Source organism: Halobaculum halobium, assembly GCF_030127145.1.
In the GTDB taxonomy this organism is placed as follows: Archaea; Halobacteriota; Halobacteria; order Halobacteriales; family Haloferacaceae; genus Halobaculum; species Halobaculum halobium.
In genome coordinates, this window is record NZ_CP126158.1 from 1,144,873 (window position 1) to 1,158,682 (window position 13,810).

The 13,810-nt window shown below is 70.1% G+C and carries 16 protein-coding genes, 1 tRNA gene and 1 pseudogene; 8 read left to right on the forward strand and 10 right to left on the reverse strand.

Annotation, left to right across the window (positions count from 1 at the left end; genetic code table 11):
* The first annotated feature begins 45 nt into the window (after window positions 1–45).
* The 3 genes from P0Y41_RS06055 to P0Y41_RS06065 all read left to right on the forward strand — a co-directional run bounded on the left by P0Y41_RS06055 (window position 46) and on the right by P0Y41_RS06065 (window position 1,717).
* The gene (locus P0Y41_RS06055) at window positions 46–642 is read left to right on the forward strand and encodes a DUF7282 domain-containing protein (protein WP_284063066.1); all 597 of its coding nucleotides are present in this window, start codon (window positions 46–48) and stop codon (window positions 640–642) included.
* Window positions 643–886: 244 nt separating this feature from the next.
* Complete coding sequence (locus P0Y41_RS06060) at window positions 887–1,411, forward strand: DUF1684 domain-containing protein (protein WP_284063356.1); 525 nt, start codon at window positions 887–889, stop codon at window positions 1,409–1,411.
* 129 nt (window positions 1,412–1,540) lie between these two features.
* Window positions 1,541–1,717 carry a DUF8178 family membrane protein gene (locus P0Y41_RS06065; RefSeq protein ID WP_284063067.1) on the forward strand — a complete coding sequence of 59 codons (177 nt, stop codon included), beginning with the start codon at window positions 1,541–1,543 and terminating at the stop codon, window positions 1,715–1,717.
* 13 nt (window positions 1,718–1,730) lie between these two features.
* Here P0Y41_RS06065 and P0Y41_RS06070 read toward each other — a convergent pair whose 3' ends face one another.
* The 5 genes from P0Y41_RS06070 to P0Y41_RS06090 all read right to left on the reverse strand — a co-directional run bounded on the left by P0Y41_RS06070 (window position 1,731) and on the right by P0Y41_RS06090 (window position 5,408).
* Window positions 1,731–2,540, reverse strand: coding sequence for an HpcH/HpaI aldolase family protein (locus P0Y41_RS06070; protein WP_284063068.1), 810 nt, complete (start codon window positions 2,538–2,540; stop codon window positions 1,731–1,733).
* Window positions 2,541–2,597: 57 nt separating this feature from the next.
* Window positions 2,598–2,834 (reverse strand): hypothetical protein, encoded by a 237-nt coding sequence (locus P0Y41_RS06075; RefSeq protein ID WP_284063069.1) that lies wholly within the window; start codon window positions 2,832–2,834, stop codon window positions 2,598–2,600.
* Window positions 2,835–2,928: 94 nt separating this feature from the next.
* Window positions 2,929–3,216, reverse strand: a complete 288-nt coding sequence (locus tag P0Y41_RS06080) for a DUF6360 family protein (protein WP_284063070.1) — start codon at window positions 3,214–3,216, stop codon at window positions 2,929–2,931.
* A gap of 9 nt (window positions 3,217–3,225) precedes the next feature.
* Window positions 3,226–4,992, reverse strand: coding sequence for a nitrite/sulfite reductase (locus P0Y41_RS06085; RefSeq protein WP_284063071.1), 1,767 nt, complete (start codon window positions 4,990–4,992; stop codon window positions 3,226–3,228).
* A 47-nt stretch (window positions 4,993–5,039) separates the two neighbouring features.
* On the reverse strand, window positions 5,040–5,408 hold the full coding sequence (locus tag P0Y41_RS06090; protein ID WP_284063072.1) for a DUF8134 family protein: 369 nt from the start codon (window positions 5,406–5,408) through the stop codon (window positions 5,040–5,042).
* 215 nt (window positions 5,409–5,623) lie between these two features.
* On the opposite strand from P0Y41_RS06090, the gene P0Y41_RS06095 reads away from it, so the two are divergent.
* Window positions 5,624–5,758: a DUF8595 family protein gene (locus P0Y41_RS06095; RefSeq protein ID WP_284063073.1), complete on the forward strand. Its 135-nt coding sequence runs from the start codon at window positions 5,624–5,626 to the stop codon at window positions 5,756–5,758.
* Between the two features lie 207 nt (window positions 5,759–5,965).
* Complete coding sequence (locus tag P0Y41_RS06100) at window positions 5,966–7,240, forward strand: right-handed parallel beta-helix repeat-containing protein (protein WP_284063074.1); 1,275 nt, start codon at window positions 5,966–5,968, stop codon at window positions 7,238–7,240.
* A 62-nt stretch (window positions 7,241–7,302) separates the two neighbouring features.
* Here P0Y41_RS06100 and P0Y41_RS06105 read toward each other — a convergent pair.
* Window positions 7,303–7,451: transfer RNA gene (locus tag P0Y41_RS06105), tRNA-Met, on the reverse strand.
* Between the two features lie 141 nt (window positions 7,452–7,592).
* Here P0Y41_RS06105 and P0Y41_RS06110 point away from each other — a divergent pair.
* The gene (locus P0Y41_RS06110; protein ID WP_284063075.1) at window positions 7,593–8,708 is read left to right on the forward strand and encodes a DUF7115 domain-containing protein; all 1,116 of its coding nucleotides are present in this window, start codon (window positions 7,593–7,595) and stop codon (window positions 8,706–8,708) included.
* Between the two features lie 74 nt (window positions 8,709–8,782).
* On the opposite strand, the gene P0Y41_RS06115 is transcribed toward P0Y41_RS06110, so the two are convergent.
* The gene (locus P0Y41_RS06115) at window positions 8,783–9,172 is read right to left on the reverse strand and encodes a DUF5830 family protein (protein ID WP_284063076.1); all 390 of its coding nucleotides are present in this window, start codon (window positions 9,170–9,172) and stop codon (window positions 8,783–8,785) included.
* A gap of 189 nt (window positions 9,173–9,361) precedes the next feature.
* Between P0Y41_RS06115 and P0Y41_RS06120 the strand changes: the two genes are divergently transcribed.
* Window positions 9,362–10,045, forward strand: a complete 684-nt coding sequence (locus P0Y41_RS06120) for a TVP38/TMEM64 family protein (RefSeq protein ID WP_284063077.1) — start codon at window positions 9,362–9,364, stop codon at window positions 10,043–10,045.
* A 21-nt stretch (window positions 10,046–10,066) separates the two neighbouring features.
* Here the strand turns inward: P0Y41_RS06120 and P0Y41_RS06125 are convergent, their stop codons facing one another.
* Window positions 10,067–10,456: a GNAT family N-acetyltransferase gene (locus P0Y41_RS06125; RefSeq protein ID WP_284063078.1), complete on the reverse strand. Its 390-nt coding sequence runs from the start codon at window positions 10,454–10,456 to the stop codon at window positions 10,067–10,069.
* 152 nt (window positions 10,457–10,608) lie between these two features.
* Window positions 10,609–11,969 (reverse strand): annotated as a pseudogene (locus tag P0Y41_RS06130) (DUF92 domain-containing protein); the annotation flags it as partial.
* Window positions 11,970–12,144: 175 nt separating this feature from the next.
* On the opposite strand from P0Y41_RS06130, the gene P0Y41_RS06135 reads away from it, so the two are divergent.
* Window positions 12,145–12,753: an undecaprenyl diphosphate synthase family protein gene (locus P0Y41_RS06135; protein ID WP_284063079.1), complete on the forward strand. Its 609-nt coding sequence runs from the start codon at window positions 12,145–12,147 to the stop codon at window positions 12,751–12,753.
* Between the two features lie 4 nt (window positions 12,754–12,757).
* Here P0Y41_RS06135 and uppS read toward each other — a convergent pair whose 3' ends face one another.
* Complete coding sequence (uppS, locus tag P0Y41_RS06140) at window positions 12,758–13,693, reverse strand: polyprenyl diphosphate synthase (RefSeq protein ID WP_284063357.1); 936 nt, start codon at window positions 13,691–13,693, stop codon at window positions 12,758–12,760.
* Window positions 13,694–13,810 lie beyond the last annotated feature (117 nt).

The window sequence follows — 13,810 nt, forward strand, 5'->3', positions numbered from 1 at the left end:
CGCGAGCTAGCTCCGGCGTCACGAACGCCGCGAGTTCCGCTACAGATGAACGCACGATCCACGCTCCCCGCACTCGTACTGCTCTCCGTGCTGGTCGGCGCCGTCGCCCTCGCGGGCGGCCTCGCCGCCGGCACCGCGACCGCACAGACAGCCAACGCCACCGCCGACGTGAGCGTCGACGACCAGACCGGCGCGGCGTCGGTAACCGTCGCGGAGGCGACGCTGCCCGACGGCGGCTACGTCGTCGTGTACAACGTCTCCGGCGGCATCATCGGTACCTCCGAGTACCTCGACGCCGGTACCCACGAGGACGTGACCCTCGAGGTCTCGCCCGCGCTCTCGCGCAGCCAGGTCGTCGTCGGGGAGGTTCGAACCGACGACGGAAACGAGGCGTTCAACGCCTCCGCCGACGCGCCGTACACGAACGAGAACGGCCAGCCGATCGGCGAGAGCGCGTACGTGACCGTCGAACAGACCGAGACGGCGACCGCGACGGCGACCGCCACCGCGACGGCGACGGAGTCCGACGCGACCGCGACGACCGCCGCGACCGACGAGTCCACCGAGACGAGCGGTCCCGGCTTCGGGATCGCCGCGGCCCTCGTCGCGCTTGTCGGCGCCGCGCTGCTCGCGCGTCGGTAACGTCCGCGAGCCCGTCGGCGAATCAACGCACCGAACGCGAACCACCCTTTTCGACCCGAATCCGAGCGGGCCGCGAGTCGCGCGCCCGTCGAACGCGGGATTGAACCCGCGTCGCCGGCTACCGTGAACTATGACTGACGAGACACACGACGGGCCCCGGACGGCGGCGGACGCCGAATCCGCGGCCGGTGCCGGCGACGGCGGTGACGACGCGGACCACGAGTGGCTCGCCCGCCTGCGGGAGATGCGCGCCGAGAAGGACGAATTCCTCGCGGACGACCCGCAGTCCCCGCTCGATCCGGCGCTGCGCGACGACTTCGACGGCCTCGACTACTTCGCGCCGGATCCGGCCTACCGCGTCGAGGCCGACGTCGACGTGCACGACGACCCCGAGACTGTCGAACTGACGGTTCGAAACGGAACGGCCGAGCGATTCCACCGCGTGGCGACGCTGTCGTTCGTCGTTCCGTCGGCAAGCGGCGGCGAGGTCGAGGAGTCGCTCGTGGCGCTGCGCGCGGAGGGTTCTGCCGCGTTGTTCCTCCCGTTCCGCGACAAGACAACCGGCCAGCAGACCTACGACGGGGGCCGGTACATGGACCTACACCCCGACGGCGATCTCGGCGAGGTCGATCGCGTGACGCTGGATTTCAACCTCGCGTACACGCCCTTCTGCGCGTTCGCGGACGCGTTCGCCTGCCCGCTGCCGCCGACCGACAACTGGCTCGACGTCGCGGTCCCCGCCGGCGAGCGCGATCCGGCGCTGGAGTGACCGTGTTCCCGCCCGAACTCGCGCTCGGGCGACCGCCGGCCTGCTCGCGGTGCGGGCGGGGACCCCGTCTCCGCGACCGCGAACGCCCGAAAAGTAACCCTTAGTACGGGCGAGATCCCATTGGCGCCCATGCAACGAACGGTCGTTCTCGGCGCGGTTCTCATGCTCGTCGGCACCCTGCTGTTCTTCCCGAGTCTGGCCCCGCAGTCCGGGTCGCTCGCGAGTTGGGCGCTGGTCCCGGCGGCGGCGCTGCTCACCTACGGGACGTACCTGGTCGGCACGAGCGAACCCGGCCGCGCGGTCTGATCGGCCGCCCGACTCAGTTCTCTTCGGCGTCCGCGTACCGCTCCAGCGCAGCGGTCGCGCCGGCGGCGACGTAGCCGGCGTCGACCCCGACGATCTGGTAGTCGTACCCCACCGACGCCCAGTGGTCGATTTCGGCTGGCGACGTGGCGAGCGTGCCGACCGGCACTTCGCTGGCCGCAAGCACCTCCTCGACGGCCGTGAGGAACGGCTCGGAGTCGTACTCGCCGAAGACGCCCAAGTCGGCCGAGAGGTCCGCCGGCCCGACGAGCAGCGCGTCGAGGCCGTCGACGGCGGCGATGTCGCCTGCGTTCGCGACCGCCGCTTCGGTCTCGATTTGGGCGATGGTTCCGACGCGGTCGTGTGCCCGCTCGTAGTACTCGTCGAGGTCTCGGCCGTACGCCGAGGCGCGCACGCCCGCGACGCCGCGGTGGCCCTCCGGCGGGTACCGCGCGGCCGCGACGAACGCCTCCGCCTCCGCGGGGGTGTTCACCTGCGGCGCCATCACGCCGGCGGCGCCGGTGTCGAGCGCGCGCTTGATCCGGACGTGGTCGTTCCACGCGACGCGAACCACGGGCGCGGTGTCGCCCGCGTCGCCTTCGCTCCGATTCACGCCGCTTTGCGCGTTCGCGGCGTCGACGGCGCGGACGCACGCTTCCACGGACTCCGTGTCGGTCGGCGCGTGCTCGGTGTCGATCACGACGAAGTCGGCGTCGGTGAGCGCGAGCTGTTCGGCGATCTGCGGCGACGGCGTCGACAGCCAGTGGCCGGCGGGGTTCGAGCGAAGCGTCGCGCGCAGGCCCGTGACACCCGGGTCGTCGGTCATGTGAACCGCTCCTCGCCGACGGGATATCAATCTGGCAGAACCCGCACACCGCTGCCGCTACGCCGACGCCGACCGGACGATCCCCGCCAGTAGCATCCCGCCGGCGAGGGCGACGACCACGACGGCGACGCCGATCACCTGCGTCGGCGACTGGTCGATCCACCGCTGGAGCCACCAGGCCGCGTAGTGGAGCTGCGTGTACACGAAAAAGCGGTACGGGAAGTGAATCCACCCGAGGAGCGTCACGGCTGCGATCCCCAGATAGTCGACGGCGTCGCGCTCCCGTACCCACATAGATGCGACTCCCTATCGGGGTCACAAAAGCGTTCGTCTCCGGCTCTCGGGGCTGAGAACGCGGCAGTCGCGGTCGCCCCGGAGGCGCTCTCGGTCAGTCCTCGCCCTGCGCGGCCTCGACGCGAGCGGCGTACTTCTCCAGTTCGTCCGCGAGTTCGCGGGCGTCGGCCGCAGAGAGGGAGACGCCCTCCGCGTGGGGCGGGAGCGCTTCGAGCCCGGTGTTGTCGAGTTCGAGTTCGAGCGTCACCGCCTCGGGGTCCTCACGAGGCGCAGTCACGTTCAACACGGCGACGGCCTCCTCCTCGAAGTCGTGCCCGCGGGCGAAGCCGTCGAGCAGGTCGAAGGTCGTGTAGGCGTTGACGCGGATGAGCCGATCGGGCATGGCCGACGCTCAGTCGTCCGACGGGATAGGAGTGCCGTCGGCGCTCGCGGGCGCCGGCGAGGCGTCCATGTCGTCCTCGTCCGCGTACGGGTACCACGTCAGCTTCGTGTTGTGCATGTACGGGTCCTCGTAGGCGGTCTCCTCGGGTTCGACCAACTCGGCGAGCGTCTCCTCGTCGGTTCGCTCGACGAAATCGCGGAAGGACTCGTCGCCCCGGCGACGCTCCTCGAAGTTCGCGAGGAGGTTCGCGATGGCGCCGGGCACCTCGTCGGCGGGCACGCGCTGTTCGACCCACTCGGCGAAGCGCGGCTCCGCGCCGAGGCCGCCACCGAGGCCGATGTCGAGCGCCTCGACCGCCTCGCCGTCCTTGCGGGTCTTCATCCCGCGCAGGCTGATGTCGGCGATCTGCGGCTGCGCACAGGAGGCCGTACAGCCCGACAGGTGAATGTGGAAGTCCTCGACGCCGTCGGGAACCTCGACGTTGTCCGTGAGCCAGCGGGCGTACCGAACCTGCCGGTTCTTCGTCTCGACGATCGACAGCGAGCAGAACTCCGTGCCCGTGCAGGCGATGGAGCCGCGCATGAACGGGTGCGGATCCGGCTCGTAGGTGTCGAGCAGGTCCTCGGCGAGCAGGTCGTCGAGGTCCGCCTCGGGCACGTCGGTGACGATGACGTTCTGGCGCTGGGTGACGCGAACCTCGCCGGATCCGTACTCGTCGGCGACGCGGGCGAGTTCGCGGGTGTCGTCGGCGCCCATCCGGCCGACGAGGACGTTCAGGCCGACGTAGTAGTTCCCGTCGTTCTGTTCGTGGACGCCGACGTGGTCGTGGTGGCCGTCGTCGTTGCGCCCGGAGTTGTACGAGTATTCGTCGCGGAGGTCCTCGCCCGCGTGCTGGAGTTCGAAATCGACGTAGTCCTCCTGGAGGACGCGCCGGATCTTCTCGGTGCCCCACTCGTCGGTGAGGAACTTCATCCGGGCGTTGTAGCGGTCCTCGCGGTCGCCGTGGTCGTTGAACAGCGCGGAGATGCCGCCGGCAACCGCGTCGGCGTCCTCGGGCGGGACGAACACGTCGATGCTCCGGGCCAGTCGCGGTTCGTTGCGAGAGAGACCGCCGCCGACGCGGACGTTGAACCCCTTGACGCCGTCCTTCTCGGCTGGCTCGAGCGCGAGGTCGTTGATGTCGCCCTGTCCGCAGCCCTCCTCGCAGCCGGTGACGCTCACCTTCCACTTGCGCGGGAGGTTCGCGTGGTCGTCGTTGCCCGTGAATGTCTCGTTGAGGTCCATCGCGACGGGGAGCGCGTCGACGAACTCCGCGGAGTCCTTCCCGGCGACGGGACAGCCGACGATGTTTCGCCACGAGTCGCCGCAGGCCTGCTGGGTGGAGAGGCCGTTCGCCTCCAGTTTCTCGAAGATGTCGGGGACGTCCTCCAGCCGGATCCAGTGCAGTTGGATCGACTGGCGGGTGGTCCAGTCGACGTACGCGTCGCCGAACTCGGGGTTCTCGGCGGGACCGCGAGCGTACTCGTCGGCGATGTCGGCGACGACCTCGGTCTGTCCCGGCGTCAACACGCCGTTGGGCGTCCCGATCCGCATCATGAAGTAGCTCTCCTGGCCGTTCCGCTGGTGGTACAGGCCCCACCACTTGAAGCGCTCGAACCAGGCGTCGTGTTCGTCTTCCGGGATCGACTCCCATCCCTCCTCGGCGAACTCCAGCAGGTGCTCTCTGATCTCGTTGCCGTACACCTCCGATTTCCAGTTTTCGACGTCCGTCGGCATTCGTGGACGAACACAGTCGCCCCACCTGCCTAAAGCGCGCCTCGCCGTCAATCCTCCCCGACGCTTCCGGAAACCGGCAACGCTTGCGAGGCGGCCGGCGCGCCGAGGCCGCCGCCCGGGAACCGGACTGACTCCGTCGCAAGCGGCTGGAACGCCCCGTCGACGACGCGACCGACGGGTAGGCCCGAAACCCCGGTAGACTGCCCACAGCGGATGCACTGGCCGGATATGTCCGCAGTCACGGTTCGGCCGTGGGCGCCGACGGCGGTGAACCCCTCGACGACGAAGTCCGCGAGGTCGTCCGGGCAGGCGCACGCGTCGCCGCCGACGCGCCACAGTTCGCTGACGCTGACGCGACGCTCGTCGTTCACCGAGACCCACGCGCCGTCGTCGAGCACGCGGAGCGCGACACTCATACCGTACGCAGCACCGCCACAGGCATACCCCCGTCGCCGGTCGCAACCGCCGACGGTTCCGGTGACGGTGGCGCCGCCGAGGATCGGCGGACGCGGGTCGGATCGGCTCGATATCGGCGCCCCGGATAGCGGCAATTCCGCCCTCAACCGGGGAGTGTCGGCCACGATTGACCGTGCGAGGCGCCTTATGAGGGTAGAGAGCGTGTCCTGTATCGATGGCAGAACAGACGACCGACGACCGGTACGGCGACGACGAAGTCGACACCTCTCACCTCGACGATCTGGAGGACGGGTGCGGTTGCGCCGAGGTGTGGGAACACCTCTCGGAGGACGAAGACGCAGACAGCTGAGCCGTCCGACCGAACTCCCGTTCCGCTCCGTGACTCTGTTCCGTTCGGTCGACACCGGACGATCGATGTCCGACGCCGAGTTGTGGCAGGATTGGTTAGGCGCCGTCCAGTGTCGTCCGCGAGCAGCCATCGTCCGCCTGGAGCCGGTTATCCGAACTCGTAATCGGATGATAACAGTTATCTGACGATATGTGTCCATTGTGGCATGTGAGACGGCGAAAATCACTCGAGTGCGTCGGTGCGGTCGGTCTCGGTCTCCTCGCCGGCTGTACGAGTCTCCCCAGCAGACTCGCTGAAGAGCAACGTGGGCCGACAGCGGCTGGAACCGAACAAACAGACGACAACCCGACGCCCGACCCGACACCAACGGAGACGCCTGAACCGACGGCACCGGAGCCACGGTTCGTCGTCGACGAATCCGGGAATGAGGACTACGAGACGCTTCAGGAGGCGTATCGTGTCGCTCAGAACGGGGATGTGATCGGGATCCAGAGCGGGTCCTACGAGGTGACGTTCGGCGGAGACGATCTGGACATCGAGAAGTCGTTGACGCTGGTCGGTGCCGGCCGCGAGGAGACGACAGTCGCGATCGACGGTCCCCAACAGGAGATCTCGATGAGCGACAACGCCGTCGACTACTGGCACGTCACCGTCGAACCACTCCGCGAGAACGGCTTCGTGTACGCCGACTCGAGTTGGTCACTCGCGTATGCCGCGTACAATGTACCCACCCGGGGGTGGAAGGGAGGCGCACAGATCGGGACGACGGTAGACGCGTACGAGACGGTGTTCGATGCGGCCCCCGTCTCCTCGGACGCGGTTTCGGGGGTCCGAGAAGACCTGAGCGAGTTCACTCTCAAGGTCGGAGTACTCGAGGCGGAAGGCTGTACGTTCCGGCGTCCGGTCGACCTACAGGAAGTGACCGTCGGAGACAGTCGATTCGCCTCCGCAGTGCGGCTCAGGAACTCCACGTCGTCCTTCTCGGGCGGAGAGATCTCGAACTCGAGGTTCGATGACGGCGTCGCCCTCGTGGACGGCTCGTCGGGCGAGTTCACGATCCGACGCTCGGAGATATATCCGAACGAAGACGGAGTCGCGGTTACGGCCGCTTCCGGAGGTGCCACCTCGAGCGTACTGAACTCGATGATCTTCGGCCGGATCGTCGACGGCGGGGACTTCGGTCTGGCCCGCTTGGAGGGGAACGTCTTTCAGGCTGATGAGGTCGATGTCGAACTCTTCATCGACGGATACGGCGCAGATCGGATCAGCGTGAACGCGTTCCGTGGTGGCGACATCCGTATCGACAGTGGCCAACCGACCGTGTTCGACGGGGATCGGGAGCTTGGGAACTACTACTCGGCCTTCGACGAGACCGACGAGGACGATGACGGCGTTCTGGATCTGCCACGACCGATACCGGGCGACGGTGGGCTTTCTGACCAGTATCCGCTCGCGACGGACGACCTCTCGCAATACCGCTAGAACGGAGACGTGCAGGTGGGAGTGTCGGTCGTCGGACCGAGTTCGGTTTCTTCCGAAAAGGATGCCGGGGGTGGGCTCCGAACCCACGATCTCCGCATGACCCAGGTACGAGGCTCGGCGGGCCCCGTTGGGGCGGAGGCTTCCAAGGCGTTCCGCACCGAATCTCGAAACCCTATGAGTGCGGCGCTATGTCCAGCTAAGCCACCCCGGCTCACGTGGTCGTCGGGCGGTCTCACTCTTGAACCTTCCCATCGCGAATCGGTGCGACACACCGGGGCACACCGCCGCTCCAGCACGCGTCGGGACCCGCGTACCCGCCGGGTTTAAGCCACGGGGCGGGTGAAACGCTGGTATGACTTTGCCGGACCTGGTCCGGGGGGAGCTGGGCGAGGAGGACCCCGTCGCCCGCGTTCACCTCGGCGGGGACGACGAGCTGTTCGTCACCCCGACCCGTACGCTGATCTACCGCGCGGAGGGGCTGCTCTCCGACGAGTCCACCGAGAAGTTCCCCCACGACGCCGAGCGCGTCGCCGTCTCCGAATCGCGTCGAAAGGCGAAGTTCACCCTCGAGTACGGCCTCGACGGCGAGCGCAGCTTCGCGGTGCCGCGTGGCTCCCTCGACGAGGTCCTCCATCCCGTGCTCGCGGGCGTCCTCTCGGCGGCCGGGATCACCGAGCCCGGAGAGACCGTCGAGCGCACCTTCCGCTTCTCAGAGCTCACCCTCGTCGTCACGTCGGCGCGGGTCGTGAAGCACGTCGGCGCCGCCGTCTGGGACGACGACTACGAGGAGTTCCACTACGACGACGTGACCGACCTCACGTTCGAGGAGGGGAGCGTCGCAACCACCCTCGTGCTCACCGCCGCCGGCCGCCAGGAGCGGTTCAAGGCGCCAAGCGACAGCGCCCGGGCGATCAAAGAGCGACTGACGAACGCGCTGTTGGCCCACTACGACGTCGGATCGCTGGAGGAGTTCCGCGCGCTCTCGGCGGCCGCCGAGGGCGAGGAGAACGACGACGAGCCCGTGGACCGAACCGACTTCGGCGGCGGCCCCGATCCGCTGTCTGCCGAGCCCGCAGAGGTCGAGACGGACGCGGGAACCCGCGAGGGGCCGCTTGACGACGACAGTGCGACGATGGAGACGGCGACTGCAGACGCCGCGGGAGCCGACCCGTCGGGGGCGGCCGACTCGACGGACTCGTCGCAGTCGGCCGGCGCCGCGGGGACCGCGGCCGCGACGGAACTGCACAGGGAGCAAGAGCGGGAGGCGGTCGACGCGGGCGCCGGCCGGGCCGACGCCGCCGGGAGCGACGGCTTCGGCGACTCCGGGTTCGAGCCCGCCGATCCCACCGACGACATCGCAAAGGAGGTTGCGGCGCTCCGGGAGCAGGTCGAGCGGCAGGGCGAACAGATCGAGCGCCAGACCGAACTCGTCGAACGGCTGATCGAGGAGCTGCGTCGCGGCCGCTGAGGGCGAGGCCCGCTCGTCTGCGCTCTCGGACTCCACGCTTTCGCCCGTTCTTTTTGCTTCCTCCCGCCCGCTCGCTACGGCTCTCGACCGGTCACTTTCCGGATACACGAGGAGCCGAACGGCCCGAGTTCGCCCGCGTCGAGGCGGACGAAGTGACCGGTCGTGACCCCCGCACCGCAGCGGCGGCACGAGAACTCGCCCTCTCGCTGGACGACCTGGGAGTCGAACCGGACGAAGCCGGATCCGTGGACGCGAACGACCGCGTCCTCGCGCTCGATGATCCCGCGCCGCTCGGCCTCCTCGAGCACCTCGCGGGTGACCGCCGGGCTCGTCGTCACCGTCTCCAGTCGGTCCAGCAGCTCCGGGAGGGGGAGCTCGTCGTCTTCGAGGTGCTCCAGCAGCGCCACGCCGAGCGCGACCGTCTCCTCGCGGGTTCGTGCGGGCGGGTCGTCGTCCGGTGTCACGTCGCCCGGGGTTCGCCGCGGGCGCTGTTAAGCGTCTCGGGTGCTCGAGACGCCGGGACGAGGAGAGGCGGTCCGGGCCAAGGCGGACGGCACGGGCGCGATCGAAAGCGCACAGCGGCGCCACGGCACTGGCGAGTGAGATCGAGCCGCGACCGCGGCTCTTATTCGCGCGACGACCCCAGTCCCACCGTGAATCGCCGAGCGCTCTTCGGCGGCCTCGTCGCCGGTGCGGTGGTGGTCGCCGTCGCCCTCACCTCCCCGAGCGTCGTGCTCGACCGACTCTCGTGGGTCGTCGCCGAGCCGAGCAGGCTCCTCGCGATGCTCGTCGTGCTCGCGGTCGTCCGCCCGCTGCTCGCGTGGCCCGTGACCCTGTTGGCAGTCGTCGCCGGCTACGGTTTCGGCCTGTCGGCGGTCCCCCTCTCGCTCGGCGCGATGGTCCTGACGTCGATTCCGCCGTACCTGTTCGCCCGACGTGGCCGCGGCGCTGGCGACGCGCTCGCCGGCGGTGACCGGATCTCGACGGCCGTCAACGACCTCCTCGACCGCGCGGTCGGCGCCGGCGAACGCGCCGTCTCCGTCGCCGGCGGCACCCGGTCGGTCGCCGCCTCCCGACTCCTCCCGTTCCCCTCCGACGCCGTCTCTGTCGCCGCCGGGCTGGCGGGCGTCCGCGCCGGACCGTTCGTCCTCGGAAGCGCGGTGGGAGAGCTTCCGTGGGCGGTCGCCGGAACCGTCGCGGGCGCCTCGGCGGGACGGGTCGCCGAGGCGGGGCTCGCCGGCGTGATCGACCCGTGGCTGATCGCGACGGCGGGGCTCGCCGGCCTGCTCCTCCTCGCGGGACCGGCGTACCGACACTACCGGTCGACCGCGGCCTGACCCGCGCTTCTCGGCTCCGTCCTACGCGGTCCCGCCGCCCTCGGCCGACTCCCGAGCCAACAGGATGGCGTCCGTGCCGTCGTCGTAGAACCCCGGGCGCCGCGCTGTCGGCCGAAAGCCGAGTGACTCATAGAGGCGTCTCGCGGCGTCGTTGTCGGCGGCGACGAGGAGGGTGACGCGGCCGTCGGCGCGGGCGAGGAGCCGCTCGAGGAGTCGGGTCGCCCGGCCCTCACGCCTGTATTCGGGGTTGACGGCGAGTTCAGCGACGTGGACCCCGTCGCCGGCGACCGGAAGGAGGTAGCCCACAACGACGCCGTCGTGCGTCTCATCGACGAGCGCGGCACCGGTTCGTAGCCCGTGCGAGCGGAGGGCCGGGCTCGGCTCGCGAAGCAGCGTTTGGAGCGTCCGCACCGCCGGATCGTCGTCCGGTCGGCCGGGTCGGACCGTCACGCCAACGGAAGCGGTGTGCTCGCGAGGACGATCGTCGCGACTGACGCGAGCGCGTCGACGAGCGCACCGAACGTTGCGGGCGACGGGAACGCGGCGGCGCCGGCGACGACCGAGAGGACGACGGCCGCGAGCGCCCCCGACAGCGTCGCCAAGGTGTTCACCGCCTGATTGCCGATTCGGTCACCCTCGACGCTCGCGCCCAGCAGGCTGTCGACCGTCATGCCCACGAACCCGGCGCCGGTGACGGCGACCGCCACGGGGACGGCGATCACCGCCTCCGCACTCGTCGGTCCCAGGGTGGTCGCTCCGGCCAGGGGCATCGCGAGTGCCGCGAGCGCGGCGACCAGCGCGGCGCCGGCGATCCCGGCGACCTCCCCCTGCCACGTGATCGCGCCGTCGGTGCCGGGGGCGACGGGCTGCAGCGTCGTCACCAGTCTGGGCGTATCGAACAGCCCGCCGAACTCCGAGGAGAGCGTGTCGGCCATCGCCGCCGCGACTGATCCGGCGAACGCGAACGCGATCAGCGTGGGAACGGACGTCCCCGGGACGATCGCTCTGGCGGCCGCGTACACGAGGACCGCACACAACGCGATCCCGGCGTTGCCGAGGACGTTGCCGGCGCCGCGGGCGCCGTCGTTGCCCTCCGCGACGCCGCGGCTGTTCTTCTCGTCGAAGCGGAACTTCGCGGCGAGGCCGCCGATGGCGAAAAACGAGATGAGCACGAGGAACCAGCCGAGTCCGCCGAGGACGACGGTCGCAAAGGCCAACAGCACCCCCGTCAACATCCCCGAGACGGACGCGGTTTCGAGCACGTACGAGACGACGCCGAGCCCGACGCTGAGCGCGAGCCCGACGGCGACCAGCGCCGGCGTGACGACGACACCGCCTGCGGCCACGAGCGCGGCGAGCAGCCACAGGAGGACGCCGACTGAGACGATCACGATCGGGTCGTCCCGGGGAACAGCACCGACCGGAGGAGCGCGGCGACGAGCGCGGCGGTGGCGGCGAGGAACACGTACGTCGGAAGCGCCGCGGCGGCGAACGACCCGGCGGCGACGGCGACGGCGGCCTGCCCGAGCGTCGCGGCCGCGAACGCGACGGCGACGAACGCCGCCGTCGTGGCGAACTCGTCGCTCGTCGACTCGCGGAGGAACTCGCGGCCGAGCACGCCGTACGCCAACGAGAGGACGCTCGCGGCGTACACGGTGACCGGCATCGGCGCCTGCGGGAGCGCGGTCAACACGCCGAGGGCGGTCGCCGCGAGCGCGAACCCCGCGAGGCCGTTGAGGCGGCGGTCCTCGTAGTCGCCCGGGCGGGCGAACAGTTCGAAGAACCGACCCTCCTCGACGACGAACGCCGCGAGGACGGCGACGGCGGCGAACGGCGCGGCGGCGGCCGGCCCCAGCGCCGGCGCGGCCAACACCGCGGACGCGACGACGGCGAACGCCCCTGCGCGCCGGAGTCGGTGTCTCACGGCCGGAGGTACCTCCGACGCACACTTAACGGTCCCGGGACGGCGCCCCACCGCGGACGGCGCCCCGCCGGGAACAGCACCTATCCCCGTCGGGTGCCCGAGCCGGCCGGAACCGCCCGAACCTGAACACCGAGCGGTAACGCTTTCCCGTGCCCTGTTCGACACACGACCAGCAGTGGGACTGTACGACGCGTACCTCGGCGTCCGCCACCGTCGCAACGCGGGCGATCCGCCCGCGCACGTCGCGCTCGTCATCACCGAGCGCGACCTGCTCGAACAGGGCGCCTACGACACGCTGGAGTCGTTTCTCGGCTGGGCGTTCGAGTACGGCGCCGAGCGCGTCACCGTCTCCGTCTCCGTGCTCGACGAGGCGGTCGTCGACACCCTCGCGCGCGAACTCGCTGGGATCGACGCCCCTCGATCGATCGCGGTGCGCACGCCCGACGACACCGAGCGCGCGGACGCGCCGATCCGGGTGAACATCGGCCTCGGGGGCAAGCGCGAGTTCGCCGCCGCCGTCCGCGACATCGCCGGGGCCGTCGAGGCCGGCGACCTCGACCCCGACGAGATCGCCGAGGCCGACATCGAGGATCGGCTGATCTTCCCGGAGGAGCCGGATCTGGTGATCAAAACCGGCGCCGAGCGGCTCTCCGATTTTCTCATCTGGCAGTCGGTCTACTCGGAGCTGTACTTCACCGACGTGAACTGGCGCGACTTCCGGAGGCGGGACTACCTGCGGGCGGTGCTGGACTACCAGAACCGCCAGCGGCGGTTCGGGACGTGAACGGTCAGTCCGCCGTCTCGCCCGCGGCGCCGGTCTCCAGGGCCTCGCTCAGCTCCTCGTCGGTCGCCTCGCCGGGCAGTCGCTCGCGTAGCCGGCTCGCGACCGTCCGCGCCTCGTCGAGTTCGACGGCCGCGAGCGACCGCACGAGCGCGGCCGCGCGCTTCGCGCGGGTGCGGCGCCACGACTCCTCGCGGGACTCGTAGGTGCGGATGGAGCGCAGGAAGTCGACCTTCGAGAACTCCGGCCAGTACGGCGAGCAGAAGTACGCCGCCGCCTCGTTGCCGTTTGCGTGCCACGGGAGGAAGTTCGAGGTGCGCTCGTCGCCGCCGGTTCGGATAATGAGGTCCACGTCGCGGACGGGGCGGCGGTACAGCCGCGACTCCACCTCCGCGACGCCCACGTCGTCGGCCGCCAGATCGCCGTCGGCCACGTCGCGAGCGACCGCGCGGACCGCCCCGAGCAGTTCGTTTCGCCCGCCGTACGCGAGCGCGATGTTGAGCGTGAACTCGTCGTAGTCGGCGGTGCGCTCCTCGGCGTACGCGACCGCGTCGCGGACGCGGTCGGGCAGGCGGTCGACTTCGCCGAGCGCGCGGATGCACACGCCCTGCTCGTGGACGCGGTCGGCGTCGGCGAATTCCCGGAGCTTGTCCTCCAGCAGGTCGAACAGCGGGTCCAGTTCGTCGTCCGGGCGATCGAAGTTCTCCGTCGAGAAGGCGTACAGCGTGAGCTCCTCGACGCCGAGGTCGCCACACCAGTCGAGCACCTGCTCGGTCGTGTCGGCGCCTGCACGGTGGCCCTCCGGCGCGTCGCCGCCGCGACTGCGGGCGTACCGACGGTTGCCGTCCTGGATGATCGCGACGTGGTCCGGACCGTCGCCGATCTCACGGCGCAGCACGCGCTCGTAGGTGCTGTCGAACAGGGTCGCGAGTCGCGATCGCAGAGTCACTACCGGGTGTGTGTCGGCCGAGGGATATGTGTCTTGCGAGGAACAGAACGACGGACGACCGCCGCGGAGCCGACGAGAGGGTCTCGGTCGACCGACCTCGAGCGGGGCGCG